The 24377-nt window shown below is 60.8% G+C and carries 24 protein-coding genes and 1 other RNA gene; 10 read left to right on the top strand and 15 right to left on the bottom strand.

Annotated features, from left to right (window positions below; genetic code table 11):
- Positions 1–26 precede the first annotated feature (26 nt).
- The 3 genes from ssuE to OC445_RS05975 all read right to left on the bottom strand — a co-directional run bounded on the left by ssuE (position 27) and on the right by OC445_RS05975 (position 3205).
- Positions 27–620 carry an NADPH-dependent FMN reductase gene (gene ssuE / locus OC445_RS05985; RefSeq protein WP_054895984.1) on the bottom strand — a complete coding sequence of 198 codons (594 nt, stop codon included), beginning with the start codon at positions 618–620 and terminating at the stop codon, positions 27–29.
- A gap of 328 nt (positions 621–948) precedes the next feature.
- Positions 949–1587 (bottom strand): peroxiredoxin, encoded by a 639-nt coding sequence (locus tag OC445_RS05980; protein ID WP_003195267.1) that lies wholly within the window; start codon positions 1585–1587, stop codon positions 949–951.
- Between the two features lie 274 nt (positions 1588–1861).
- Entirely contained in the window at positions 1862–3205 is a 1344-nt protein-coding gene (locus OC445_RS05975; RefSeq protein WP_034128998.1) for an OprD family porin, read from the bottom strand.
- Positions 3206–3575: 370 nt separating this feature from the next.
- Here OC445_RS05975 and tauA point away from each other — a divergent pair, with 370 nt between their 5' ends.
- Complete coding sequence (gene tauA, locus OC445_RS05970) at positions 3576–4562, top strand: taurine ABC transporter substrate-binding protein (RefSeq protein WP_262020017.1); 987 nt, start codon at positions 3576–3578, stop codon at positions 4560–4562.
- Positions 4563–4675: 113 nt separating this feature from the next.
- Here tauA and argA read toward each other — a convergent pair whose 3' ends face one another.
- Positions 4676–5974 (bottom strand): amino-acid N-acetyltransferase, encoded by a 1299-nt coding sequence (gene argA, locus OC445_RS05965; RefSeq protein WP_003195273.1) that lies wholly within the window; start codon positions 5972–5974, stop codon positions 4676–4678.
- Between the two features lie 133 nt (positions 5975–6107).
- Positions 6108–7256, bottom strand: a complete 1149-nt coding sequence (argE, locus tag OC445_RS05960) for an acetylornithine deacetylase (protein WP_220382924.1) — start codon at positions 7254–7256, stop codon at positions 6108–6110.
- A 158-nt stretch (positions 7257–7414) separates the two neighbouring features.
- Here argE and OC445_RS05955 point away from each other — a divergent pair, with 158 nt between their 5' ends.
- On the top strand, positions 7415–8782 hold the full coding sequence (locus OC445_RS05955; RefSeq protein ID WP_020301821.1) for an inorganic triphosphatase: 1368 nt from the start codon (positions 7415–7417) through the stop codon (positions 8780–8782).
- A gap of 72 nt (positions 8783–8854) precedes the next feature.
- Here OC445_RS05955 and OC445_RS05950 read toward each other — a convergent pair whose 3' ends face one another.
- On the bottom strand, positions 8855–9325 hold the full coding sequence (locus OC445_RS05950) for an Lrp/AsnC family transcriptional regulator (RefSeq protein ID WP_054896032.1): 471 nt from the start codon (positions 9323–9325) through the stop codon (positions 8855–8857).
- A gap of 127 nt (positions 9326–9452) precedes the next feature.
- On the opposite strand from OC445_RS05950, the gene OC445_RS05945 reads away from it, so the two are divergent.
- The 4 genes from OC445_RS05945 (at position 9453) to OC445_RS05930 (ending at position 13268) form a co-directional block, all read left to right on the top strand.
- A complete protein-coding gene (locus OC445_RS05945; protein WP_038451930.1) occupies positions 9453–9791 on the top strand; it encodes a hypothetical protein in 339 nt (112 codons plus the stop codon).
- Between the two features lie 79 nt (positions 9792–9870).
- The gene (locus tag OC445_RS05940) at positions 9871–11568 is read left to right on the top strand and encodes a GspE/PulE family protein (protein WP_262020016.1); all 1698 of its coding nucleotides are present in this window, start codon (positions 9871–9873) and stop codon (positions 11566–11568) included.
- 78 nt (positions 11569–11646) lie between these two features.
- Positions 11647–11961, top strand: coding sequence for a DUF2388 domain-containing protein (locus OC445_RS05935; RefSeq protein WP_003176799.1), 315 nt, complete (start codon positions 11647–11649; stop codon positions 11959–11961).
- A gap of 164 nt (positions 11962–12125) precedes the next feature.
- The gene (locus tag OC445_RS05930; protein ID WP_034129003.1) at positions 12126–13268 is read left to right on the top strand and encodes a DegT/DnrJ/EryC1/StrS family aminotransferase; all 1143 of its coding nucleotides are present in this window, start codon (positions 12126–12128) and stop codon (positions 13266–13268) included.
- Positions 13269–13412: 144 nt separating this feature from the next.
- Here the strand turns inward: OC445_RS05930 and gcvH are convergent, their stop codons facing one another.
- The 9 genes from gcvH to OC445_RS05885 all read right to left on the bottom strand — a co-directional run bounded on the left by gcvH (position 13413) and on the right by OC445_RS05885 (position 22811).
- Complete coding sequence (gene gcvH / locus OC445_RS05925; protein WP_054895989.1) at positions 13413–13796, bottom strand: glycine cleavage system protein GcvH; 384 nt, start codon at positions 13794–13796, stop codon at positions 13413–13415.
- A gap of 52 nt (positions 13797–13848) precedes the next feature.
- Positions 13849–14931: a glycine cleavage system aminomethyltransferase GcvT gene (gene gcvT, locus OC445_RS05920; RefSeq protein WP_034129004.1), complete on the bottom strand. Its 1083-nt coding sequence runs from the start codon at positions 14929–14931 to the stop codon at positions 13849–13851.
- A gap of 156 nt (positions 14932–15087) precedes the next feature.
- Positions 15088–16704 (bottom strand): ABC transporter permease, encoded by a 1617-nt coding sequence (locus tag OC445_RS05915; protein WP_020301817.1) that lies wholly within the window; start codon positions 16702–16704, stop codon positions 15088–15090.
- Positions 16705–16854: 150 nt separating this feature from the next.
- A complete protein-coding gene (locus tag OC445_RS05910) occupies positions 16855–17859 on the bottom strand; it encodes an extracellular solute-binding protein (RefSeq protein ID WP_014720404.1) in 1005 nt (334 codons plus the stop codon).
- 162 nt (positions 17860–18021) lie between these two features.
- The gene (locus OC445_RS05905; protein WP_198790997.1) at positions 18022–19239 is read right to left on the bottom strand and encodes a 2-octaprenyl-3-methyl-6-methoxy-1,4-benzoquinol hydroxylase; all 1218 of its coding nucleotides are present in this window, start codon (positions 19237–19239) and stop codon (positions 18022–18024) included.
- An 8-nt stretch (positions 19240–19247) separates the two neighbouring features.
- Positions 19248–19733: a DUF4442 domain-containing protein gene (locus OC445_RS05900; protein ID WP_198790962.1), complete on the bottom strand. Its 486-nt coding sequence runs from the start codon at positions 19731–19733 to the stop codon at positions 19248–19250.
- Positions 19726–20913: a 2-octaprenyl-6-methoxyphenyl hydroxylase gene (gene ubiH, locus OC445_RS05895; RefSeq protein WP_198790961.1), complete on the bottom strand. Its 1188-nt coding sequence runs from the start codon at positions 20911–20913 to the stop codon at positions 19726–19728. The genes OC445_RS05900 and ubiH overlap by 8 nt, the downstream gene beginning before the upstream one ends.
- The gene (gene pepP / locus OC445_RS05890) at positions 20910–22232 is read right to left on the bottom strand and encodes a Xaa-Pro aminopeptidase (protein WP_034129009.1); all 1323 of its coding nucleotides are present in this window, start codon (positions 22230–22232) and stop codon (positions 20910–20912) included. The genes ubiH and pepP overlap by 4 nt, the downstream gene beginning before the upstream one ends.
- Before the next feature lie 21 nt (positions 22233–22253).
- Positions 22254–22811: a YecA family protein gene (locus OC445_RS05885; RefSeq protein ID WP_054917081.1), complete on the bottom strand. Its 558-nt coding sequence runs from the start codon at positions 22809–22811 to the stop codon at positions 22254–22256.
- Positions 22812–22949: 138 nt separating this feature from the next.
- Here OC445_RS05885 and OC445_RS05880 point away from each other — a divergent pair, with 138 nt between their 5' ends.
- From OC445_RS05880 to OC445_RS05865, 4 genes are all read left to right on the top strand, one after another.
- The gene (locus OC445_RS05880) at positions 22950–23159 is read left to right on the top strand and encodes a TIGR02449 family protein (protein WP_003177365.1); all 210 of its coding nucleotides are present in this window, start codon (positions 22950–22952) and stop codon (positions 23157–23159) included.
- Entirely contained in the window at positions 23156–23473 is a 318-nt protein-coding gene (locus OC445_RS05875) for a cell division protein ZapA (protein WP_054895993.1), read from the top strand. Before OC445_RS05880 ends, OC445_RS05875 begins: the two co-directional genes overlap by 4 nt.
- 30 nt (positions 23474–23503) lie before the next feature.
- Positions 23504–23682: non-coding RNA, 6S RNA (gene ssrS / locus OC445_RS05870), on the top strand.
- Positions 23683–23739: 57 nt separating this feature from the next.
- Entirely contained in the window at positions 23740–24372 is a 633-nt protein-coding gene (locus tag OC445_RS05865) for a 5-formyltetrahydrofolate cyclo-ligase (protein WP_054917082.1), read from the top strand.
- The last annotated feature ends 5 nt before the right edge of the window (positions 24373–24377 follow it).

The following is a 24377-nucleotide window of genomic DNA, read 5'->3' as shown; positions in this document are numbered from 1 at the left end:
GTGTTTCCAGCTTTTCGGGGTGAGGCTCAGATGCTCCAGCGAGCACTCAACAAACGTTCATTCAATACGTCAGGGTCCAGCGGTTTTGGCCGGCGCGCCATGGCGCTGTAGAGCTGCTCCAGGGCTTCGTGCAGACGCTGTTCGAGTACCGGCACCAGTTGCGCCTGCACGCTGCCTTCGCCATAGGCGATCTGGCTGTCTTCGGCAAAAATACCGTGGAGCAATTCCTGGGCCTTGAGGGCCGACAGCACCGGCTTCAGGGCGTAGTCCACCGCCAGCATGTGGGCGATGCTGCCGCCGGTCGCCATCGGCAGCACCACCTTATGGGCCAACGCACGCTCCGGCAGCAGGTCCAGTACGGCCTTCAACGCCCCGGAAAACGACGCCTTGTACACCGGCGTGGCAATCACAAGGCCGTCGGCATTGGCGACTTGTTGCAGCAGGTCGATGACCTTGGGGCTGTCGAAGCGCGCATGCAGCAAGTCTTCAGCCGGGAAGTCCCGTACTTGGTAACTCACCACTTCCACGCCCTGCTGTTGCAGCCACTGACGGGTTTTATCCAGCAAGACCCCAGAGCGGGACCGCTGGCTGGGACTGCCTCCAAGTGTTACGACCAGCATGCAGGAGATTCCTTGAGCAAGTGTCGGCGGTTCGCTGTACGGCGATGGCGCCAAGATGGGATAGACCTTATCAGCAGATTTATATATCTATAAATCTTATTTATTCATTTGTTTATTCCATAAAAACATAAGCGATTGATCAATCCCCAGGCGAAAAAAAAGGCCGTGGAAACGGCCTGAAAACCCCTGCTGTGAGTCAGTGCTTTTTGGTAGGAGCGAGCTTGCTCGCGAAAAACTCACAGGCGCCGCGTTCATTCAGGAAGCACGCGTTATCGTTGACGTTTTTCGCGAGCAAGCTCGCTCCTACAGAGGCATGGTCCGTGATGCCTTAACGATTGGGTTGTGGGGTAAGACGCAGGTACGGCTTCACCGCGCGATAGCCCTTGGGAAAGCGTTTCTTGATCTCTTCCTCGTCCTTGAGTGACGGCACGATGACCACCTCATCCCCATCCTGCCAGTTGGCCGGTGTTGCCACCTTGTGGTTGTCGGTCAGCTGCAGCGAGTCGATCACCCGCAGGATTTCATGGAAATTACGCCCGGTGCTGGCCGGGTAGGTGATGGTCAGGCGGATCTTCTTGTTCGGGTCGATCACAAACAAGGAGCGCACGGTGAGGGTATCGCTGGCATTCGGGTGGATCAGGTCGTAGAGGTCCGAGACCTTGCGGTCGGCGTCGGCCAGGATCGGGAAGTTGACCACGGTGTTCTGGGTCTCGTTGATGTCTTCGATCCACTTGTGGTGCGAGTCCACCGGATCTACCGACAGGGCGATGGCCTTGACGCCACGCTTGGCGAATTCATCCTTGAGCTTGGCGGTAAAACCCAGCTCGGTGGTGCACACCGGCGTGAAGTCCGCAGGGTGGGAAAACAGCACACCCCAGCTGTCGCCCAGCCATTCGTGGAAGCGAATCTTGCCGGCGCTGGAATCCTGTTCGAAGTCGGGGGCGATATCGCCCAGTCTTAGACTCATGGTGTGGCTCCTGATGAGTGCTTATGGAGCCCACTGTGCATGGATTTTTGGTGATTTAAAAAGAATAAATATCGATTTATCTAGACGATAAAAGAATATTAAAAATCAGTTCATTGGACTTGGGAACGGCCTGAGGCCAACATCGCCTTCAAGGTTCGAGAAGGCCTTGAGACGCTGCAAAAAAGAGGGATTCAGGAAGGGCTTGCGGGGGTTGAGCCCGACTTGAATAGCAAGACACCTTGCCCGGCATTGCGCCGGGCAAGGTTTTACAGTCTTACAACAGCGGGATCGAGTAGCTGACGATCAAGCGGTTTTCGTCCTGGTTACGCGCGTTGGCGATGTCGCTGCGCCACATAGCGTTTTTCCACGCCACGCCGACGTTCTTCAGCGGACCTTCCGGTACGACGTAGGCAACAGTGATGTCACGCTCCCACTCGGACTGGCCGGTGAACTCGGTACGGTTGCTGGCGACGGTGTCGATATGATCACCTTTCAGGTAAACCACACCGGCGGTCAGGCCAGGCACGCCGACTTTGGCGAAGTCGTAGGAGTAGCGAGCTTGCCAGGTACGCTCGCCGGCACGGGCGAACTTCTGGATTTGCATGTCGGTGGTGATGTAAGCCGACGAGCCGTCACCCTGGTTCAGCCAAGGGAAGTCGCTGCTGCCGTTGCTGACCTGGTAACCGCCACCGAAGGTGTGACCGGCCACCGAGTACAGGAACAGGCCGCTGTACAGGTTGTTGTCGACTTTGCCACGGCCGGAGTTCACGCCGCTGTAGTTGCCCGTCGAGAAATAAGCGGACTGGTTACCGTTGTTGCCATCGTCGGAGCTGTTGAAGTAACGCAGGTCAGACTTCAGCACGCCAGGGCCGATAGCCCAGTTGTGGGTCAGGCCCAGGAAGTGTTGCTTGTAGAAATCTTCCAGGTTGCCGTAGTAGTACTGGGCGGTCAGATCCTTGGTGATCTTGTAGTCGCCACCGGCGTAGTAGAACTTGTTGCTCGAACGCCAGTTCACACCGCGGCTGTTGGCGCCGGAAATGGACAGGCTTTCGTTGTTGCTGGAGTTACGGCCCTTGGCCTTTTCGATCTGGCCCGCGACCAGGGTCAGGTCCTTGATGTCGCTGGAGGTGATCTGGCCACCTTGGAAGGTTTGCGGCAGCATACGACCATCGTTGGTGACGATGACCGGCAGCTTGGGCTGCAAGGTACCCAACTTCAGTTCGGTTTGAGAGATCTTGGCCTTGGCAGTCAGGCCCAGGCTGGAGTAGTTATCAACGGCTTCGCCATTGGACTTGCTCGGGAAGATCGTGCCACCGTAGGAGCTGGCAGTCGCGCCGTTGGTGCCACCGCCGGAATCCAGGCGAACACCCAGCAGGCCGATAGCGTCCAGACCGAAGCCGACGGTGCCTTGGGTGTAACCGGAGATGAAACGCAGATCGAAGCCTTGGCCCCACTCTTCGTTGCGGCTCGGGTTGGCCGTGCCTTCGCGGTTATCGGTGTTGATGTAGAAGTTACGCAGGCCCAGTGTGGCCTTGCTGTCTTCGATGAAACCGGCAGCGCCTGCTTGCTGGGCGATTGCGCCCAACGTTACAGCCACAGCCAAGGTGGACTTCTTCATGTACCGCTCCTCTCATTTCTAATTTTTGTATTTCTTTGGTCTCGGGTCTGACGCCCTCGATCCACAGATGCGCGATTAGCGCCAGATAGTGACCACCAAGTCAATCGTAACCTTGTGTGTCTACTACCTTCGTCTAATCGCAGTTGATTTGGTCCCTGCAGGGTAATGAGTTTTTCATACACCCAAAAAGAATTATTTCATTCTTTTTCATACGATCCAGGAATAAGACTTTCCGTGAAGCTGGCCGGTCAGGATAGACGCGCCGCTCCATAAGCTAATTCCTAAAGGGTATTTACTGGTGCTTTTTTAGATCGATTAGTGTTGCCGTACGGTTGCATACGTCACTCACGATCAAAAAGGCGACGCCATCATGGCCAAACGCACATCCTCCCGTCAATTTGTTACAGTTTTTGTATCGCTATTACTTTCTTTTGGTGTCAACGCCACCGACCTGACGGTGGGCTACCAGACCGGCATCGATCCCAGCAAGGTTCCCCAGGCCGACGGCCTGTATGAAAAAGCCATCGGCGAAAAAATCGCCTGGCGCCGCTTCAACAGCGGGCCAGAGGTAGTCACGGCCATCGCTTCGGGTGATGTACAAATCGGCAACCTCGGCTCCAGCCCGCTCGCGGCGGCGGCCTCGCGCAACCTGCCGATTGTGGCGTTTATCGTATCGGCACAGATCAACGCTTCTGAAGCCCTGGTGGTGCGCAACGGCAGTGGCATCGACAACCCCCAGGACTTGATCGGTAAAACCATCGCCACGCCCTTCGTCTCCACCTCCCATTACAGCCTGCTCGGCGCGCTGAAACACTGGGGTCTGAACACCCAGCAAGTCAAAGTGGTGAACCTGCAACCGGCCGAAATCGCCGCCGCCTGGAAGCGTGGCGATATTGATGGGGCTTTTGTGTGGTCCCCGGCCCTGGGTGAAATCCGCAAGAGCGGCAAGACCCTCACAGACGCGGCGCAGGTGGGCCAATGGGGCGCGCCGACGTTTGAGGTGTGGGTGGCGCGCAAGGATTTTGCGCAAAAACATCCTGAGGTAGTGGCCAAGTTCGCCAAAGTTACCCTGGATGCCTTTGCCGACTATGCCGCCCACAAAGACAGCTGGACGGTGGATTCCGAGCCAGTGCAGAAAATCGCCAAATTGACAGGTTCAAATGCGGATGACATTCCGGAACTCTTGGCCGGTACGACGTTTCCGGATGCGCAGGCACAGCAAACCGCTGCGCTGCTCAAGGACGGCACGGCGAAGGCGATTGAGGAGACGGCGAAGTTCTTGAAGGAACAGGGGAAGGTGGAGACAGTGCTGCCGGATTATTCGGCGTATGTGACCGACAAATTCATCACACAATAAATACAGTCTTCGGTGGGAGCTGGCTTGCCTGCGATACCAGCAACTCGGTCCTTCAGATAAACCGAGGCGCCACTATCGCAGGCAAGCCAGCTCCCACACAGAGCCGTACTCTTTTACAGGGCCTTTTCAAAGATCTTGGAGTTGCGCTGATAGTTGTACAGCGACGCTCGCGCCGACGGCAGGCGGTCCACGCTGCTGGGTACAAAGCCGCGTTCGCGGAACCAATGGGCCGTGCGCGTGGTGAGTACAAAGAGGGTTTTCAAGCCTTGGGCGCGTGCCCGGGTCTGGATGCGTTCGAGCAACACATCGCCTCGCGCGCCGTGGCGGTACTCCGGGTTCACTGCCAGGCACGCCAACTCCCCCGCATCCGAATCCGCGATCTGATACAGCGCCGCGCAGGCGATGATCATGCCTTCGCGCTCGACCACGCTGAACTGCTCGATCTCACGCTCCAGCACTTCCCGCGAACGGCGCACCAGAATGCCCTGCTCTTCCAGCGGGCTGATCAGGTCCAGCAAGCCGCCGACGTCTTCAATCGCCGCTTCGCGCACCAGTTCGAATTGTTCCTGGGCCACCAGCGTACCGCCACCATCGCGGGTGAACAGTTCGGTAAGCAAAGCGCCATCTTCGGCGTAGCTGACGATATGGCTGCGCCCTACTCCACCCCGGCAGGCTTCGGCAGCGGCATCGAGCAGTTCGGCTTGATAGTTGCTGCCCAGGCGTTGCAGGTGCGCGGGTACTTGTTGTGGGCGCAATTCACGCACCAGGCGGCCGTTCTCATCGATCAGACCGGGATCGGCGCCGAACAGCAGCAATTTGTCGGCGCCCAGGTCGATGGCGGCGCGGGTGGCGACGTCTTCGCAGGCCAGGTTGAAGATCTCGCCGGTGGGCGAATACCCCAGGGGCGAGAGCAGCACGATAGAGCGCTCATCCAACAGGCGGTTGATGCCCTTGCGGTCGACCCGGCGCACTTCGCCGGTGTGGTGGTAGTCCACGCCTTCAAGCACGCCAATTGGCCGTGCGGTGACCAGGTTGCCGCTGGCCACACGCAGGCGCGAGCCCTGCATCGGCGATGACGCCATGTCCATGGACAAGCGCGCCTCGATGGCAATGCGCAAATGACCCACCGCGTCGATCACACACTCCAGCGTCGCAGCATCGGTGATGCGCAAGCCTTCGTGGTAAGCCGGGGTAAGGCCGCGTGCTTCAAGGCGGGTTTCGATTTGCGGGCGCGAGCCATGCACCAGCACCAGGCGCACACCCAGGCTGTGAAGCAGCACCAGGTCGTGGACGATATTGCCGAAGTTGGGGTGGTCCACACCATCGCCGGGCAGCATGACCACAAAGGTGCAGTCGCGGTGGGCGTTGATGTAGGGCGAAGCGTGACGAAGCCAGTTGACGTATTCGGGCATAACACCTGGGCCTGTAATAAAAAGCAGCCAAATAAAGGATCAATCGTGAAAGCGCACAGCGGCTGATGGTTATCGTCGGAACAGGCTTGGCGACACGCTCACTCTCCTTATGTACGAATGGGCAAGGGTTAATTTATGCAGGTTTCAGGCAGTAGTGTTCGATCAGTTCCCGCAATAGACGCACTGTAGGCGTCAAGCGTGACATTTCAAGGTACTCGCCAGGCTGGTGGGCGCAGGCAATGTCGCCAGGGCCGAGCACCAGGGTTTCGCAACCAAGGCGCTGAAGATAAGGCGCTTCGGTGCCGAACGCTACTGCTTCGGCACGATGACCGGTCAAACGCTCCGCCACCCGCACCAACTCGGCGTCTTCGGGCTGCTCAAAGGGTGGCACTTCGGGGAACAACGGCGCGTAGTCGATCTTGACCTTATGCCGCTCGGCCAGGGGTTCGAGCTTCTGGCGGATCGCGGCGCGCAGCACCTCGGGGTCCATGCCCGGCAGGGGTCGCAGGTCGAACTCCAGGGAGCACTGGCCGCAGATGCGGTTGGGGTTGTCGCCGCCGTGAATGCAGCCGAAGTTCATCGTCGGCTGCGGCACGCTGAATTGCGCGTTGCGGTACTCGCGCTGCCAGGCCAAGCGCAGGCCGCGCAGTTCGCCGATGGCGTCATGCATGGCTTCCAGGGCGCTGTGGCCCAGGCTGGGGTCCGACGAGTGGCCACTGCGCCCGAGGATCTCGATGCGTTCCATCATCACGCCCTTGTGCAGGCGGATCGGCTTGAGCCCGGTCGGCTCGCCGATCACCGCTGCACGACCTAATGGGCGCCCCGCCTCGGCCAGCGCACGGGCACCGGACATAGAGCTTTCCTCATCACAGGTGGCAAGGATCAACAGCGGTTGCTTGAAGGGTTGGTCCAGCAGCGGCAACGCCGCGTCGATAACCAGTGCGAAGAACCCCTTCATGTCACAACTGCCCAGCCCTACCCAGCGGCCGTCGACTTCCGTCAGCTTGAGCGGGTCGGTGTTCCACAGCGCCGCGTCATACGGCACGGTATCGCTATGCCCCGCCAACACCAAGCCACCGGGGCCGCTGCCGAAACTGGCCAACAGGTTGAACTTGCCGGGGCTGACTTGTTGGATATCGATGGCAAAGCCCAGGTCGCCCAGCCAAGCGGCGAGCAGGTCAATCACCGGGCGGTTGCTCTGGTCGAGAGACGCCTGGGTGCAGCTCACCGACGGCGCGGCGATCAAGGCGGCGAACTGCTCTTTCATAGACGGTAAAGGCATGCGCGGTCTCCCAACTTCCCGGATGAACCTCACTATAGAGGCATCTGGGCAACACAATAAACCGTTGCGGCACGTTGCCGGGCTCAGTCCTGTACACTGCACGACCTTGGCAGCCACACTTTTCCCCGGCTGCGCTCCCGATCCTGGATTTTCCGGCCATGCAGAAAGAAACCGAAATCAAGCTACGCGTCAGCCGCGAAACACTCGCCGCGCTGCGTGAGCACCCGTTACTGAAAAAACGCAACAAAAGTGGCTGGGAACGCCGTGAGTTGATGAACCAGTACTTCGACACCCCCGAGCGTGACCTGGCCCAGGCCAAGGTTGCCCTGCGCCTGCGCAAGGACGGTGACGACATCATCCAGACCCTCAAGACCCGCGGCCAAAGCGTCGCCGGCTTGTCGGAACGCAACGAATACAACTGGGACCTGCCCAAAGCCAAGCTCGATGTGAAGAAACTCGATGGCGAGTGCTGGCCCGAGCAACTGGCCGAGCTGGACAAAAAGACTCTCAAGCCGATCTTCACCACCGACTTCGTGCGTGAACGCGCCGAAATCGCCTGGGGCCGTGGCAAGGCCAAGGTGGTGATCGAAGCCGCCCTGGACCTGGGCCATGTGGTGGTCGGCAAGCAGAAAGAAGAAATCTGCGAGCTGGAACTGGAACTGCGCGAAGGCGAACCGGCGGCCCTGCTGGAACTGGCCGCCGAGCTGGCCGCAACCCTGGCCCTGATGCCGTGCGACATCAGCAAGGCCGAACGCGGCTATCGCCTGTATGACGCCAGTAGCTATTCCCTGAGCCTGCCGGCGCCACAGATCCACGCCGAAATGCCATTGGACGACGCCTTCGCCGCGATCCTGTGGCACCTGCTGGGCAGCAGCCAGCGCCTGGCTGAGCAATACCGCTTCAATGGCCACTGGCGCCTGTTGCAGGACTGGGTCGAGAACCTCGGCGAGTTGCGCGCCCTGATCGGCAGCCTCGGCCAGGCCGCGCCACGCCAATCCACCAGCGAACTGCGCAGCGCCCTGGATGCGTTGCTGGAAGACTGGCGCCCGCTGGTCCAGGCCGGTGACGACGATGAAGACATTCGCAAAGCCGCGCCGGAACAGTTCATCGAAGAGCTGCAAGACGTGCGCTGGGGCCTGTTCTCACTCAACCTCTCGCGCTGGCTGCTGGCTCGCACCTGGACGGCCGAACGTAACGTGCGCGGCAACCGCCAGGGCGCTGCGCAAATTACCAACTGGCTGCCACGCCTGTTGGCCGACGACGCTGTCGCCCTGCAACTGCAGCGCTACCAGCAACAGCCGGAAGACCTGGCCGAGCAACTGCCGCGCATCGAACGCATCCAGGCCTGGCTGCACCATGCGCGCCATGTGGTGGACATTCCTGAGCTGGACCGTTTGTACGGCGAACTGAACAAGCTGGCGCACCTGGCCAACCAGCCGATTACCGATGAATCCCTGGATGCGCGTATGCATCAGGCGATTGCGGTGTATCAGAATCGTGCCTGGAAGACCCTTCTGCGCCTGTAATACCGCTATCGCGGGCAAGCCCGCTCCCACATTTCCTGTGGAAGCGGGCTGCCCGCGATGAGGCCCTCCCTGTCAGCGCAAGACTGGCAGGCTGGTGGTGGACTTGATCTCCGACAGCGCCACAATCGAGTTGACCTCCTGAATCCCCGGCACCATCGACAACTTCTCGAAGAAAAACCGCTCGTACGCCTCGATATCCGAGGTGACGATACGCAGCAGAAAATCCACCGCCCCCATCAGCACATAGCACTCCAACACTTCCGGGAACCCGCGAATCGCCTCGGTGAACTCGGTGAAATTGGAGCGACCGTGGGCGTTGAGTTTGACCTCGGCGAAAATCTGCGTGTTGAGCCCGATTTTCTTGCGGTCCAGCAGGGTGACCTGGCCGCGGATCACGCCCTCCTCCTTGAGCCGCTGAATACGCCGCCAGCATGGCGACTGCGACAGGCCGACCTGTTCGGCAATCTGTGCACTGGAGAGCGAGGCATCCTCTTGCAGCAAGGCCAGGATGCGGCGGTCGTAGGCGTCCAACTCATTGTGCATAAAAGTACCCATGAATAGGCTTATCTTGAATTGTTTTGGTCTATTTATCGCCAAATAGGCTTATTTTAGATAAGAAATCTCCCGAGGCGAATGTAAAAATTTCTCCAGTCGAAACTGGAGAGTCAGCATGCATGCCGTCGAAACCGCCTACCCCGCCACCCGCGTCGATGCGTGGGCCGTCAATAGCAGCCACTGCCAGGCGCACTATCGCATCGTCGCCGAGGCTGAACCGGACGTGCTGTGCCGGGTGCTGAACTACTTCGCGCTGCAATTGCTCACGCCCACCCAGGTCAGCATGAACCGGGAAGCCGACCTGCTGAGCATCGATATCGTGATGACCGGCCTGAGCTGGCACCGCGCCCAAGTGATCGGTGAAAAGATTCGAAACCTGATCAGCGTCTGCACCCTGGAGCTGTGGTCGGCTGATTCCGAGCGGCCTCAAGCGTTGGCAGCGATGGCGCAGTAAAAACCGGCAATACACGCGCCAGCAGGATCTTCAGCGGCTGGCTAGCCTGGGATTACCCCCACGCCCCAGGAAAACCTGCATGCTCGTCGCCACTCACGATCACCCCTTGGAACTGCAGCAATTATTGCCGGCGTTGGTCGAGCAAGGGCTGATCACGGCGCAGGCGGCGCAAAAGGTGGCGCCAGCGTCCGGCAGCCAGCATCCCTTGGAATGCATCGCAGCCCAGGGCCCTTGCGTGGAGACCTTGACCCAATGGCTGGCCCGGCAGGTAGGCCAACCTTACCTGCGCATCGACCCGTTGAAGATTGATGTGGCAGCCGTGGTGCCGTTGATGTCCCACGCCTTTGCCCAGCGCCACGGCATTCTCGCAGTCGCCGTCGATACTCACAGCGTGACGATCGCCAGTGCCCAACCCCATGTCACCACCTGGGAAGCCGGGCTGTCCCAGGTGCTCAGACGCACGATCAAGCGCGTGGTTGCCAACCCCAGCGATATCCAGCGCTGTATCAACGAGTTTTACCGTTTAGCCAAGTCCGTCAGCGGTGCGGATGAAAAGATGACGACGCCTGGCAATCTCGACTTGCTCAGCCTCGGCGCCAGCGACAAGGAGCCGGATGCCAACGACGCGCATATCGTCAACATCGTCGACTGGCTGCTGCAGTACGCCTTTGGCCAACGAGCCAGCGATATCCATATCGAGCCCTGCCGCGACCAGGGTCGGGTGCGCTTTCGCATTGATGGGCTGCTGCATGACGTCTATCAATTTCCCCCGCAGGTCACCATGGCCGTGGTCAGCCGCCTGAAAAGCCTGGGGCGAATGAACGTGGCCGAAAAACGCAAACCCCAGGATGGCCGCGTCAAGACCCGGAACCCTGCGGGTGTCGAAGTGGAATTGCGGCTTTCGACCCTGCCCACGGCATTCGGCGAAAAACTGGTGATGCGAATTTTCGACCCACAGGTGCTGCTCAAGGATTTCGACCAGTTGGGTTTGTCCAGCGCCGACCAGCAACGCTGGCACGCCATGACGCGACGCACCCACGGCATCATCCTCGTCACAGGCCCGACCGGCTCAGGCAAGACCAGCACCCTCTACACCACCCTCAGGCAACTGGCGACCCGCGAGGTCAACCTGTGCACGGTGGAAGACCCGACTGAAATGGTCGAGCCGGCCTTCAACCAGATGCAGGTCCAGCACAACATCGACCTCACGTTCGCCAGCGGCATCCGCGCCCTGCTGCGCCAGGACCCGGACATCATCATGATCGGCGAAATCCGCGACCAGGAAACCGCAGAGATGGCTATCCAGGCCGCGCTGACCGGGCACCTGGTTTTCTCGACCTTGCACACCAACGATGCACCCAGCGCCATCAGCCGCCTGCAGGAACTGGGCGTTGCTCACTATTTGATCAAAGCCACGCTCATAGGTGTGATGGCGCAGCGCCTGGTGCGGCTTCTGTGCAGCCACTGCAAGCACCCCGCGGGCCTGGAGGACGATGGCGGCTACGAAGCTGTCGGCTGTGCACACTGCCGTGACAGCGGTTATCGAGGCCGGGCCGGACTGTATGAAATCATGCTCATGGACCCGGCACTCCAGGCGCTGGTCACTCCAGGCGCGGACGTACAAGCCCTGCGCCGTGGGGCACTGGCGCAGGGCATGAGCAGCCTGCGCATGGCCGGTGTCGAGAAAGTGAAGGCCGGCCTGACCACGATGACGGAGGTATTGCGAGTCACGCCAGGAGATTCAGAAACAAATTCTTCGGGTTTGATCGAGTACTGAAACTGTTTAGTCAGTGATGGAACTGGATCGGGTTAACTACAATCAAAACGTACAGATAACCCACCGGAGTCACCCATCATGCGTCTCAAATATGCTGTCGCAACCCTCGCTGTGCTTTCCCTACCTGTCGGCTCAGCCATGGCCGATAGCTTCTGGCGTAATGTCATCTCGTCGGGCGCCACCACTGGCTCGACTTACCTGACGTTCAAGGACCACAAGCTGGTGGTCGCCGCCCAGGACGACGCGGGCAGCTTCGTCGCCAGCGACGGCGGCATTCGCGGCCCGTATCTGGAAGCGGCCATGCAGAAGGTCCGCGCCGATAACCCTGGCCTCCAAGCCACGGACATGGAACTGGCTAACGCCATCCTGGCGAAGAATGCTGTAACCGAGTAACAACTGCCCTCATAAAAAATGCCGCTTTCTCAAGCGGCATTTTTTTGCCTGCTGCATGACGAATCGTTCATGGATGACAGGCTATATTCAGTCTCAGCGTGCAACCATGCCCTACTGACTCGTCTATCTTTCATTGCCTACCTGAAACGGATGCCTTCTTCGTCATGAGCCAACAGCCCTTCCTGCCGTTTTCCAAACCGACCATTGATGAAGCCACCATTTCGGCGGTCGGCGATGTTCTGCGTTCCGGCTGGATCACCAGCGGACCAAAGGTGCAGGCATTCGAAGCACAGCTGTCGGACTATTTTGGCGGCCGTCCGGTACGCACCTTCAACTCGGGCACCTGCACCATGGAGATCGCCTTGCGCATCGCCGGGATCGGGCCTGGGGATGAAGTCATCACCACCCCAATCTCCTGGGTTGCCACGGCCAACGTGATTCTCGAAGTCGGCGCCACTCCGGTCTTTGCCGACATCGACCCGGTGACACGCAATATCGACCTGGCCCAGGTAGAAGCGGCCATTACTCCGCGCACCAAGGCGATCATCCCGGTCTACCTGGCCGGCTTGCCTGTGGATATGCCGATGCTCTACGCGCTGGCCAACAAGTACAACCTGCGTATTGTCGAAGATGCTGCCCAGGCCCTGGGGTCCAGCTGGGATGGAGAACGCATCGGCGCAACCGGCGACTTCGTGTCCTTCAGCTTCCAGGCGAACAAGAACATCACGTCGTCCGAAGGCGGCTGCCTGGTGTTGAACAATGCCGAGGAGGCCCGTCTGGCAGAGAAGTACCGACTGCAAGGCGTCACCCGCAGCGGCTTCGATGGCCTGGATGTGGATGTGCTGGGTGGCAAGTTCAACATGACCGACATTGCCGCCGCCATAGGCCTGGGGCAATTTGCGCACATCGAGAAGATCACCGCCCATCGTCAGAACCTGGCACGACACTACTTCAAATGCTTTGGCAGCGATTTCGAAGCCCAATACGGCGCGCAACTGCCGCCGGCCGACTTCGAAAACAGCAACTGGCACCTGTTCCAACTGGTATTGCCGGAGCGCCAGGATGGCCTGCCAGCCCGCGCCACGTTCATGGAACAGATGCAGGCCCACGGCGTGGGTATCGGCTATCACTACCCGCCGATCCACCTGCTGAGCCTGTATCGGGCACAGGGTTTCAAGGAAGGCATGTTCCCGGTGGCGGAGCGTGTTGGGCGTTTGATCGTGTCGTTGCCGATGTTCACGGCGATGACAGAGGCGGATGTGGAACGGGCTGTAGCGGCCGTTAAAGCCGTATTGAAAAGAGACTGATCACAACCGGCAGACACACCCCAATCAACTGTGGGAGCTGGCTTGCCTGCGATGCTGGCACCTCGGTGTATCGGTGATACCCGGGTGATCCAATCGCAGGCAAGCCAGCTCCCACATTGATTTGTGTCGTTGTAACTATGGCGTTTATTCGCCGATGGCGGCTTTGTAGCCCGCGGCATCCAGCAGCTTGTCCAGCTCGGCCTTGTCGCTTGGCTTGAGCTTGAAGATCCAGGCGCCGTAAGGGTCAGAGTTCAACAGCTCAGGACTGCCACTCAAGTCCTCGTTGACAGCAATCACTTCGCCCGCAATCGGCGAGTAGATGTCCGAAGCGGCCTTGACCGACTCCACCACACCCGCTTGATCTTCAGCGGCAAACACCTTGCCCACTTCGGTCAGTTCAACAAACACCACATCACCCAAAGCTTCCTGTGCATGGTCGGAGATCCCGACGGTCACGGTGCCGTCAGCTTCCAGACGGGCCCATTCGTGACTTTCGGCAAAACGCAGGTCGGCAGGGATATTGCTCATAGTCTGTGTCCTCAAGATGAAATGTCAGCGGCCTTTGGCCTGCCGGAATTGGTTAGATCAGGGTTTTGCCATGACGCACGAAGGTCGGCTTGACCACTCGAACCGGATACCACTTGCCGCGGATTTCCACTTCGGCCCGGTCGGCAGTCGCCGTCGGCACACGCGCCAGCGCAATGGATTTGCTTAGCGTAGGCGAGAAACTACCACTGGTGATCTCTCCTTCGCCAACATTGGCGATACGAACCACCTGATGAGCACGCAGCACGCCACGCTCTTCGAGGACGAGCCCCACCAGTTTGAACTGCACGCCGGCCGCTTTTTCTGCTTCCAGCGCAGCGCGGCCAATGAAGTTACGCTCGACCGGTTCCCAGGCGATGCTCCAGGCCATGTTGGCCGCCAGGGGCGAGACGGCCTGGTGAATATCCTGGCCATAGAGGTTCATGCCAGCCTCAAGGCGCAAGGTGTCGCGCGCACCGAGACCGATGGGGGAAATGCCCGCGCCCACCAGATCGTTGAAAAAGCCCGGTGCCTGATCGGCCGGCAGCACGATTTCGAGGCCGTCTTCGCCGGTATAGCCGGTGCGGGCGATAAACCAGTCACCGTCGGCCCGGCCTTCGAACGGCTTGAGCTGGTGGATCAGGGTGCCACGGGACTGGGTCACCAGTTCGGCGATTTTCTGCCGGGCGTGGGGGCCTTGGATGGCGAGCATGGCCAACTCTGACCGCTCATGCAGCTGCACTGAGTAGGTGCCCAGTTGCGCCTGCATCCAGGCCATGTCCTGGTCGCGGGTGGCGGCGTTGACCACCAGGCGGTAACCGGTTTCGGTGCGGTAGACGATCATGTCGTCCACTACCCCGCCCTGCTCGTTGAGCATGGCGCTGTATAACGCACGGCCACAGCCGTGCAGTCGGTCGACATCATTGGCCAGCAGGTACTGGAGCCATTCCTTGGCCTGGGGGCCGGTGACATCGATTACGGTCATATGAGATACATCGAAGACCCCGCAGTCGCGCCGCACCTGGTGGTGTTCTTCAACTTGCGAGCCGTAATGCAAAGGCATATCCCAACCGCCAAAATCGACCATTTTCGCGCCGAGGGCGAGATGCAGGTCATACAGAGGCGTACGCTGTCCCATGGGTTTCTCCTTCCGGGCTTGGCGAAGGCGCGCAGAGCTGCCACTTGCGCCGAACACCTTGTACTACAAGGCCCGCAGCCACATACAGCAGGTCGATCCGAAAGACGGAGCGCACCGAATGCCGCGCATTGTAGCCTCAAGCCGTAGGACTGGCACCTAACCGATTTGCCGAGCCGAGCGACGAATCAGCCCGATGACCGGCAACAAGCCAACCAGCACAAGGGTCAGCGCCGGCAAAGACGCCCGCGCCCATTCGCCTTCACTGGTCATTTCAAAGATGCGGACCGCCAGGGTGTCCCAACCAAACGGGCGCATCAGCAAGGTGGCGGGCATTTCCTTGAGCACATCCACAAACACCAGCAGCGCTGCGCTCAACGTGCCCGGCAGCAATAACGGCAGATAAACTTTGCAAAACAGTCGTGGGCCGCTCACGCCAAGGCTGCGTGCCGCTTCGGGCAGTGACGGACGGATTCGCGCCAGGCTGTTTTCCAGCGGCCCGTAGGCCACCGCCAGGAACCGCACCAGGTACGCCAGCACCAGTGCCGACAGGCTGCCCAGCAGCAAAGGCTTGCCCGCCCCGCCCAGCCATCCGGAGAGCGGCACCACCAACTCGCGGTCCAGGTAACTGAACGCCAGCATGATCGACACCGCCAGCACCGAGCCTGGCAAGGCATAGCCGACATTGGCCAGGCTGATACCGGAGCGAATCGCCCGGGTGGGCGCCAGACGGTTGGCAAAGGCCAGTATCAGCGCCACGCTGACAGTGATCAGCGCTGCGATACCGCCCAGGTAAAGGGTATGCACGATCAGCCCGGTGTAACGTTCATCCAGGTCGAAGCGGCCACGTTGCCAGAACCATGCCACCAGTTGCAGCATCGGAATCACGAACGCACAGGCGAAGACCAGGCTGCACCACGCGCTGGCCGCCACGGCTTTGAACCCGCGCAGGTGGTACAACGCCTTGCCCCGTGGGCGCTCATTGCTCGGTCGGCTGGCCCCGCGCGCACGTCGCTCGCCATACAGCACCAGCATCACTACCAGCAGCAGCAGGCTGGCCAGTTGCGCGGCACTGGACAGGCTGAAAAAGCCGTACCAGGTTTTATAGATTGCGGTGGTAAAGGTGTCGAAATTGAACACCGAGACCGCACCAAAATCCGCGAGCGTCTCCATCAACGCCAAGGCCACACCGGCACCAATTGCTGGTCGCGCCATTGGCAATGCCACGCGCCAGAACGCTTGCCATGGCGATTGCCCCAGCACCCGCGCCGCTTCCATCAAGCCTTTGCCCTGGGCCAGGAACGCGCTGCGCGCCAGCAGGTAGACATAGGGATAGAACACCAGCACCAACACAATGACCACGCCGCTGGTAGAGCGTACCCGCGGCAAACGCAGCCCGGTGCCGAACCACTCGCGCAACAGGGTTTGCACCGGGCCGGCGAAATCCAGCAGGCCCACAAACACGAAGGCCAGCACATAGGCAGGGATTGCAAAGGGCAACATCAGTGCCCAGTCGAGCCAGCGCCGCCCGGGGAACTCGCACAGGCTGGTCAGCCAGGCCAGGCTGACGCCCAGCAGCGTCACGCCCAGGCCGACACCGAGCACCAGGGTCAAGGTGTTGCCCAGCAAGCGGGGCATCTGAGTGTCCCAGAGGTGCGACCAGATCTGCGGGTCGATGCTTTGCCAGGACAGCAACAGCACGCTCAGCGGCAACAGCACCAGGGCGGCGACGCTGAAAACCGGTAGGTACCAGCGACGTTGGGCGGGGTGGGCCAAGGAAAAGCTCTCAGAAAAATAAAGATGTTGAAGCGGCCACTAACCAATGTGGGAGCTGGCTTGCCTGCGATACAAGCACCTCGGTGTATCAGTGATACCGAAGTGATGCAATCGCGGGCAAGCCAGCTCCCACAGTTAAGCGGCGCAGCTTCAGTTCCAGCCAGCGCGATCCATCAGGCGAATCGCTTCGGCCTGGCGCTTGCCTGCCACTTCCACCGGCAAGGTATCGGCCACGAACTTGCCCCAGGTCGCCACTTCCGCCGATGGCGGTACCGCCGGGTTGGCCGGGAATTCCTGGTTGACGTCGGCGAAGATCTTCTGCGCCTCAGGCGTGGTCATCCACTCCACCAGCGCCTTGGCCGCTTCCGGGTGCGGTGCGTGCTGGGTCAGGCCGATGCCAGAGAGGTTCACATGCACGCCGCGGTCGCCCTGGTTCGGCCAGAACAACTTCACTGCCAGGTCTGGCTTCTGCTTGTGCAGGCGACCGTAGTAATAGGTGTTGACGATACCCACGTCGCACTGCCCGGCGTTGATCGCCTCCAGCACGGCGATGTCATCGGAGAACACGTCGGTGGAGAGGTTATTCACCCAACCCTTGATGATTTCTTCGGTCTTGGCCGCGCCATGGGTTTCGATCAACGTGGCGGTCAGCGACTGGTTGTAGACTTTTTTCGCCGTGCGCAGGCACAGGCGGCCTTCCCACTGCTTGTCGGCCAGGGCTTCGTAGGTGGTCAGGTCGCCCGGTTTTACCCGGTCGGTGGAATAGGCGATCGTTCGCGCACGCAGGCTCAAACCGGTCCAGGCGTGGGCCGATGAGCGATATTGCAGAGGAATATTTTTGTCGATGACAGGAGAGGTGAACGGTTGCAGGATGCCCATCTGCTCGGCCTGCCAGAGGTTGCCGGCGTCAACGGTGAGCAGCAGGTCGGCGGTGGCGTTCTCGCCCTCGGCCTTGATGCGCTGCATCAACGGGGCTTCCTTGTCGGTGATGAACTTGACCTGTACGCCGGTCTTTTTGGTGTAGGCGTCGAACACGGGCTTGATCAGTTCGTCGATACGCGAGGAGTAGACCACGACTTCGTCGGCCGCCTGCACGGTGGTGCTACCGATCAGGGTGAGTGCCAGGGCAGTCAGGAGGCGCTTGGGTGCCAACATGGGTGCGGTCTCTCATTTGCAAATGGAGGGCAAATGATAAGGACTCACATTTGGTAACGCTTGGTGGAGGCGTTACCAGATGTTGCACAGCCAGAATATGCGCTGGAGCTGATGGCCTCATCGCGGGCAAGCCCGGCTCCCACAGAGGGTTGTATTGTCAGTTCAGAGTTTGGCGAGTTCGGGGAGATCGCCAGTCAATCCCAGTGCCTGGCGCACAAACACGGCTTTGGCTTCGGGCAGCTGGTCGACGATTTTCAAACCCGCGTTGCGCAACCAGCGCAGCGGCAGTTGATCGGCCTGGAACAAGCGCTCAAAGCCTTCCATCGCCGCCATCAGCGCCAGGTTATGGGGCATGCGGCGCCGCTCGTAACGGCTCAGCACTTTCACATCGGCCAGGCGCTCGCCGCGCTCGGTCGCCGCCAACAGCACTTCGGCCAGCACGGCTGCATCGAGGAAACCCAGGTTGACGCCCTGCCCCGCCAACGGGTGAATGACGTGGGCGGCGTCGCCGATCAACGCCAGGCCTTCGGCCACATAACGTTTGGCATGGCGCTGGCGCAACGGTACGCACACTCGCGGGTCGGCACTGACCACCGTGCCCAAGCGCCCCTCGAAGGCACGCTCCAGTTCCCGACAGAAGCGTTCATCATCCAGCGCCATCAAGCGCTCGGACTCCGCGGGCGTGGTCGACCAGACAATCGAGCACCAGTCTTCCTGCCCATCGCGCACCAGCGGCAGGAACGCCAACGGGCCGGTGTCGGTGAAACGTTGCCACGCGGTGCGCTGGTGCGGCTGACTGCTGCGCACGCTGGTGACGATGGCGTTGTGCAGGTAATCCCATTCGCGGGTAGGTGTACCGGTCAGGCGGCGTACAGCGGAGTTGGCACCGTCGGCGGCCACCACCAGCGGCGCGCGCAGCTTGCGGCCGTCGGCCAGGGTCAACAACCAGTCATCGCCGGATCGGCGCATCTGTTCCAGGCGCGCATTGGCCAGCAGGCCGAGGTCGCAGTCATGCAGGCGATCGAGCAAGGCATCCTGCACCACGCGGTTCTCGACGATATGCCCAAGCACCTCCGCATGCACACTGGCCGCCGAGAAGTGGATCTGCCCAGTGCCGCTGCCGTCCCATACCTGCATTTCGCCATAGGGGCTGGCACGCCGCTCTACGATGCCGTCCCACACGCCCAGGCGCTCAAGAATGCGCTGGCTGGCCGCCGACAGCGCGCTCACCCGCGGTTCAAACGCCGCAGCCGGTTCAAACGGCTTGACGCTCAACGGGCTGCCGTCGAGCAGCAGCACCTGCAGGCCACTGCCCTGCAACGCCAGCGCCAGGGCGCTTCCGACCATTCCGGCCCCGACAATCAGCACATCTGCGCGCATGTCCATATTCAAGCCTGTCTCGCTGGCGGCTTGCGCCGCACATAAAGGGTTTTGTCGACCCGCGCCACCAGGGTGCCGGAGCCGTCATGAATCTCGACCTTGAGGTGGGGCAGATATTTCTCGCCACCTGCGGTCTGGCGCCAAATTTCATCGAGCAAAGTGTCGTCGATGGAGAATTCGGCATACACCGGGCCTTTGCCCGGCGAGATGAAGTCGATACTCGCAGCCTTGTCCCACACGATGTAGTCGCGGCCCAGGTTTTCCATCAACAGCAACATGTAGAACGGATCGACCATCGAATACAGGCTGCCGCCAAATTGCGTACCGACGTAATTGCGGTTGTACCAACCCAGGCCCATGCGCACCTTGGCATGCCGGAAGTCGGCACTCAGTGCCTGCACCCGCACCCCGGCGCCGAGGTACGGCGGGTACAGGGTGAGGAACCAGCGCAACAGCCGCGCCTTACCCACGCGTTGGGTTAGCCACTTACGCATCGGAACGCGTACCCAGGCCCATGGCCTGGCGGGCGAACCAGCGTTTGGCTGGTGGCAACAGGTCGAGGCCGAGCAAGCCCATATTGCGGCCCAGCGCCACCAACGGTTGGGCACTGCCAAACAGGCGCGTGACCTGGTCGGAGAAGCCTACGGTGAGTTGCTGGTCCAGGCGCTGGCGCTCGCGATAGCTTTGCAAAGTCGCCAGGTCACCCGGCACAGCAGGCCCGGCCAGCAGCGCTTCGGCCAAGGCATTGGCATCGCGCAGAGACAGATTGAACCCCTGCCCGGCAATCGGGTGCAGGCTATGGGCGGCATTGCCGAGGACCGCCAGGTGCGAACGCACTTGCTCTTCGGCTTCCACCAGGGTCAACGGGTACAGGTGGCGGGCACCCACTTGCTTGAGGGTGCCCAGGCGATACCCGAACACACCCTGCAGTTCGCTCAGGAAGCTACGCTCGTCGAGGCTGGCCAAGCGCTGGGCGTCCATGCCGATGCGGGTCCAGACCAGCGCGCAACGGTTGTCCGGCAGCGGCAGCAAGGCCATGGGGCCTTCATCGGTAAAGCGCTCGAACGCCTCGCCATTGTGCGCTTCGCTCGGGGTGATGTTGGCGATCAGCGCGCTCTGGTTGTAGGGCCGGGTTTTCACGCCAATGCCCAGTTGCTCTCGCAGGCCGGAACGGCCGCCATCGGCCAGTACCGCAAGGTCGCATTCCAGCACGGTTTCATCGTTGAGGGTCAGGCGATAGCCATCGGGCAGAGGCTCCATGCGCGTGACTTCCGCCGGGCAGCGCCAGCTCACCACGTCCTTGTCCAAGCCTTGCCACAGGCATTGGCCGAGCCAGGCGTTTTCCACCACATAACCCAGGGCTGGCACGCCCTCCTCCATCGCGGACAAACGCGCGGTGGAGAAGCGCCCACGGTCCGATACATGGATCTTCTTGATCGGCTCCGCACGTCGGGAAATGGCATGCCACAGGCCCAGCCGCTGGTAAATCTGGCGCGCGCCAAACGACAGCGCGGAAGAGCGCGCATCGTAGCTCGGTTGGTAACTGTCGCCCGGTGCAAAGGGCTCGATCAGCACGATCTTCCAACCCCGCGCCTTGGCCCCCGCTTGCAACGCCAGGGCCAGGCTGGCGCCCACCAAGCCACCGCCGATAATCGCCAGGTTGACCCGGCTCATCGGGCAGCCGCCATCAACGCCTCGATCTCGGCAACGGTCTTGGGCACGCCGCCAGTCAGGATTTCACAGCCTTGCTTGGTCACTACCACGTCGTCCTCGATGCGCACGCCAATGCCACGCCATTTTTTTGCCACGTTCTGGTTGTCCGGGGAAATATAGATGCCCGGCTCCACGGTCAAGGCCATGCCCACTTCCAGCACGCGCCATTCACCGCCCACTTTGTACTCGCCCACATCATGCACATCCATGCCCAGCCAGTGGCCGGCACGGTGCATGTAGAAGGCGCGGTAGGCTTCGCTGGCGATCAACTCGTCAACGTCACCTTGCAACAACCCCAGCTTCACCAGGCCCGCGGTGATGACCTGCACGGTCGCCTCATGGGCCTGGTTCCAATGTTTGTTCGGCGCGATCTGCTTGAAGGCGGCTTCCTGGGAGGCCAGCACAATCTCGTAGATCGCCTTTTGCTCGGGCGAAAACTTGCCGTTGACCGGCCAGGTACGGGTGATATCGCTGGCGTAGCAATCGATCTCACACCCGGCGTCGATCAGCACCAGGTCGCCGTCCTTGAGCACTGCGTCATTCTGCTGGTAATGCAGGATGCAGCTGTTGCGCCCGGCGGCGACGATGGAGCCGTAGGCCGGCATTTTCGCACCGCCTTTGCGAAACTCGTAATCCAGCTCGGCCTCCAGGCTGAACTCATGCAGGCCGGCACGGCTGGCCTGCATCGCCCGCACATGGGCCGCACAGGAAATTCGCGCTGCCTCGCGCATCACCTTCACTTCTGCCGCCGATTTATACAGGCGCATATCGTGGAGCAAATGATCCAGGGCAACGAATTCGTTCGGCGGCTGGGCGCCCAGGTGTGCTTTGGAACGGATCACGTTGATCCACTCCATCACGTGCCGGTCGAACTCGGCATTGCTGCCCATGGCCGAGTACACGCGGTCGCGACCTTCGATCAGGCCGGGCAGGATGTCGTCGATATCGGTAATGGGGAAGGCGTCATCCGCGCCAAAGTCGCGAATCGCGCCCTCGGTGCCCGCACGCAGGCCGTCCCACAATTCGCGCTCGGCATTGCGCTCGCGGCAGAACAGCACGTACTCGCCGTGCTGGCGACCGGGCATCAGCACGATCACCGCTTCGGGCTCGGGGAAACCGCTCAGGTACTGGAAATCGCTGTCCTGGCGGTAAACATGCTCGACATCGCGGTTGCGGATGGCCACGGCGGCGGCCGGCAGGATCGCGATGCTGTTGGGTTCCATCTGCGCCATGAGCGCCTTGCGGCGACGGGTGTATTCCGCTTTGGGGATATGAATCATGGGCAGATGGGCTTCCTTTCTTTAGTGCAACGACGGCTTGGCAGCGACCGGCTCAGCGGACTTCTTGGTCTCGGTGAACAGCAGCAACGGCGCGACGCGCAGGTATTCCATGACTTCCATGTAGTCGCCTTCGCCATCTTCGGACTCTTCCAGGGCATCTTGCACCTGTGAGATCGCCGCCAGGTCCTGCAGCACTTCCTTGGCGTCGGTGCTCAGCTCCAGGCCGCCGGCATTCACGCCGAAACCGTGGAGGAAACCCTGGCACCATTGGCCCAGGGCAGCAGCGCGCTCGGTAAGCGGCGCGTCATCGGTCGGCAGCAGCAGGACCACGGTGACGTCGTCACCGGTCAACTCGCCCTTGACCATCTCTTGCAGGCCGATCAACGCATTGCGCACGTTCTCGGTGGGTTCGGTTTCCAGCAACTCGGCCACATCGGCCAGCCAGTTGTCGGCATCAAAGCCCACACCGGTGCAACTGCGGCCCAACAGCACGCCGTGCAGTTCGGCAGGCGAGCAAGGGTGGCCGCTGGTGCTCAGCAGTTTGGAAAAAGCATCGTACGGGGAATTCTGAATGGGCATGGTGAGCTAGGCGCCAGACGGCGCAATGTCTAGAATGGAGCGCTGTATCCTAGCACCGGCAGACGTACCAAGACTATCGAGGGCGTCAGATCGTTTATCCTGCAGTTGCCATTCATCAGACAAATCCAGTGGAACCCAATGGAAGACACCGACCTGCAAGCGCTGATGGCCAGACTCGAACTGCTAATTGATCGGGTCGAGCAACTTAAGAGTCAAAACGGACTCCTATTAGCTCAGGAAAAGACCTGGCGCGAGGAACGCGCTCACCTCATTGAAAAAAACGAAATCGCCCGGCGTAAGGTCGAATCGATGATTTCGCGCCTGAAGGCCCTGGAGCAAGACTCATGAGTTCAAGCAATAGCGTTACCGTGCAGATCCTCGACAAAGAATATTCGATCATCTGCCCCCAGGAAGAACGCAGCAACCTGGTGAGCGCTGCCCGCTACCTGGACGGCAAGATGCGCGAAATCCGCAGCAGCGGCAAAGTGATCGGCGCCGACCGCATCGCTGTGATGGCCGCGCTGAATATCACCCACGACCTGCTGCATAAGCAGGAGCGCCCTGACGTACAGGCCAGTGGTTCGACGCGCGAGCAGGTGCGTGACCTGCTCGATCGCGTGGATCTGGCGCTTTCCACCGATTCAGACACACCCAAGGGCTGATTGCCGAGCGGGTTTAAGGTATACTCGCCCCACTCCCTGGCGTGTTTGCCAGTCGGCGATGTCCCTGAGCCGATTCGCACTACCCTGGAAGTTGCACGTTGGGCTGGTGTGCATGTCCGCTAGACGGAAAGCCTTAAAGCCTACTGCTTCTTCCACCTTGAACTTTCGGGTTCAAGGGCTAAGTCGACAGCGGCTCTGTCGGGGAGCCTGAATTCCCAAACTCAATGCCAGTCCCCGGACTGGCATTGTTTTATGAGCCGAAAATCATGACCGAACCTGCGCCGCTATCTCGTCCGCAACTTCGACGCATGTTGCGCAAGGCCCGCCGCGCCCTCACGCCAAGCGAGCAGCGCCAGGCCGCTCAGGGTGTGTACCGGCAACTGGCACAGCACCCGCTGTTTCGCCGGGCCAAACATATCTCTTTATATCTGCCCACGGACGGTGAAATCGATCCGCGCCTGCTGCTGCGTGCGGCCCAGCGCCGCGGCAAAGCCACTTACCTGCCGGTGCTCAGCGCCTGGCCGCGCACCAAGATGGTGTTCCAGCGTGTACGACCTGGGGATAAGTTGCTGCCAAACCGCTTTCGCATCCTTGAACCACGGGTCAATGCCCATCGTCAGCGCCAGGTCTGGGCGCTGGACCTGGTGTTATTGCCGCTGGTGGGGTTCGACGATGTGGGTGGGCGCCTGGGCATGGGCGGCGGGTTCTACGATCGCAGCCTGGCCTATCTTGCCCGCCGCCAGAGCTGGCGCAAGCCAACGCTGCTGGGGCTGGCCCATGAATGCCAGAAAGTCGAACGCCTGGCGCAGGCGAGTTGGGATGTGCCGTTGGCGGGGACGGTGACTGATACGCAGTGGTATGACGCACAAACGCCGCTGGAAACAGCGGCGCCTTGGTGAATGCT

Source organism: Pseudomonas sp. Pse35 (assembly GCF_024519715.1).
GTDB classification, from domain to species: Bacteria; Pseudomonadota; Gammaproteobacteria; order Pseudomonadales; family Pseudomonadaceae; genus Aquipseudomonas; species Aquipseudomonas paracarnis.
The sequence above is the reverse complement of the archived record's forward strand: the minus strand, read 5'-3'. Positions and strand labels throughout refer to the sequence as shown.

What these genes read in the sequence shown, in the direction of transcription:
- ssuE (WP_054895984.1), bottom strand. Translation starts at nt 620, where the DNA reads ATGCTGGTCGTAACACTTGGAGGCAGTCCCAGCCAGCGGTCCCGCTCT.
- OC445_RS05980 (WP_003195267.1), bottom strand. Translation starts at nt 1,587, where the DNA reads ATGAGTCTAAGACTGGGCGATATCGCCCCCGACTTCGAACAGGATTCC.
- OC445_RS05975 (WP_034128998.1), bottom strand. Translation starts at nt 3,205, where the DNA reads ATGAAGAAGTCCACCTTGGCTGTGGCTGTAACGTTGGGCGCAATCGCC.
- tauA (WP_262020017.1), top strand. Translation starts at nt 3,576, where the DNA reads ATGGCCAAACGCACATCCTCCCGTCAATTTGTTACAGTTTTTGTATCG.
- argA (WP_003195273.1), bottom strand. Translation starts at nt 5,974, where the DNA reads ATGCCCGAATACGTCAACTGGCTTCGTCACGCTTCGCCCTACATCAAC.
- argE (WP_220382924.1), bottom strand. Translation starts at nt 7,256, where the DNA reads ATGCCTTTACCGTCTATGAAAGAGCAGTTCGCCGCCTTGATCGCCGCG.
- OC445_RS05955 (WP_020301821.1), top strand. Translation starts at nt 7,415, where the DNA reads ATGCAGAAAGAAACCGAAATCAAGCTACGCGTCAGCCGCGAAACACTC.
- OC445_RS05950 (WP_054896032.1), bottom strand. Translation starts at nt 9,325, where the DNA reads ATGCACAATGAGTTGGACGCCTACGACCGCCGCATCCTGGCCTTGCTG.
- OC445_RS05945 (WP_038451930.1), top strand. Translation starts at nt 9,453, where the DNA reads ATGCATGCCGTCGAAACCGCCTACCCCGCCACCCGCGTCGATGCGTGG.
- OC445_RS05940 (WP_262020016.1), top strand. Translation starts at nt 9,871, where the DNA reads ATGCTCGTCGCCACTCACGATCACCCCTTGGAACTGCAGCAATTATTG.
- OC445_RS05935 (WP_003176799.1), top strand. Translation starts at nt 11,647, where the DNA reads ATGCGTCTCAAATATGCTGTCGCAACCCTCGCTGTGCTTTCCCTACCT.
- OC445_RS05930 (WP_034129003.1), top strand. Translation starts at nt 12,126, where the DNA reads ATGAGCCAACAGCCCTTCCTGCCGTTTTCCAAACCGACCATTGATGAA.
- gcvH (WP_054895989.1), bottom strand. Translation starts at nt 13,796, where the DNA reads ATGAGCAATATCCCTGCCGACCTGCGTTTTGCCGAAAGTCACGAATGG.
- gcvT (WP_034129004.1), bottom strand. Translation starts at nt 14,931, where the DNA reads ATGGGACAGCGTACGCCTCTGTATGACCTGCATCTCGCCCTCGGCGCG.
- OC445_RS05910 (WP_014720404.1), bottom strand. Translation starts at nt 17,859, where the DNA reads ATGTTGGCACCCAAGCGCCTCCTGACTGCCCTGGCACTCACCCTGATC.
- OC445_RS05905 (WP_198790997.1), bottom strand. Translation starts at nt 19,239, where the DNA reads ATGCGCGCAGATGTGCTGATTGTCGGGGCCGGAATGGTCGGAAGCGCC.
- OC445_RS05900 (WP_198790962.1), bottom strand. Translation starts at nt 19,733, where the DNA reads ATGCGTAAGTGGCTAACCCAACGCGTGGGTAAGGCGCGGCTGTTGCGC.
- ubiH (WP_198790961.1), bottom strand. Translation starts at nt 20,913, where the DNA reads ATGAGCCGGGTCAACCTGGCGATTATCGGCGGTGGCTTGGTGGGCGCC.
- pepP (WP_034129009.1), bottom strand. Translation starts at nt 22,232, where the DNA reads ATGATTCATATCCCCAAAGCGGAATACACCCGTCGCCGCAAGGCGCTC.
- OC445_RS05885 (WP_054917081.1), bottom strand. Translation starts at nt 22,811, where the DNA reads ATGCCCATTCAGAATTCCCCGTACGATGCTTTTTCCAAACTGCTGAGC.
- OC445_RS05880 (WP_003177365.1), top strand. Translation starts at nt 22,950, where the DNA reads ATGGAAGACACCGACCTGCAAGCGCTGATGGCCAGACTCGAACTGCTA.
- OC445_RS05875 (WP_054895993.1), top strand. Translation starts at nt 23,156, where the DNA reads ATGAGTTCAAGCAATAGCGTTACCGTGCAGATCCTCGACAAAGAATAT.
- OC445_RS05865 (WP_054917082.1), top strand. Translation starts at nt 23,740, where the DNA reads ATGACCGAACCTGCGCCGCTATCTCGTCCGCAACTTCGACGCATGTTG.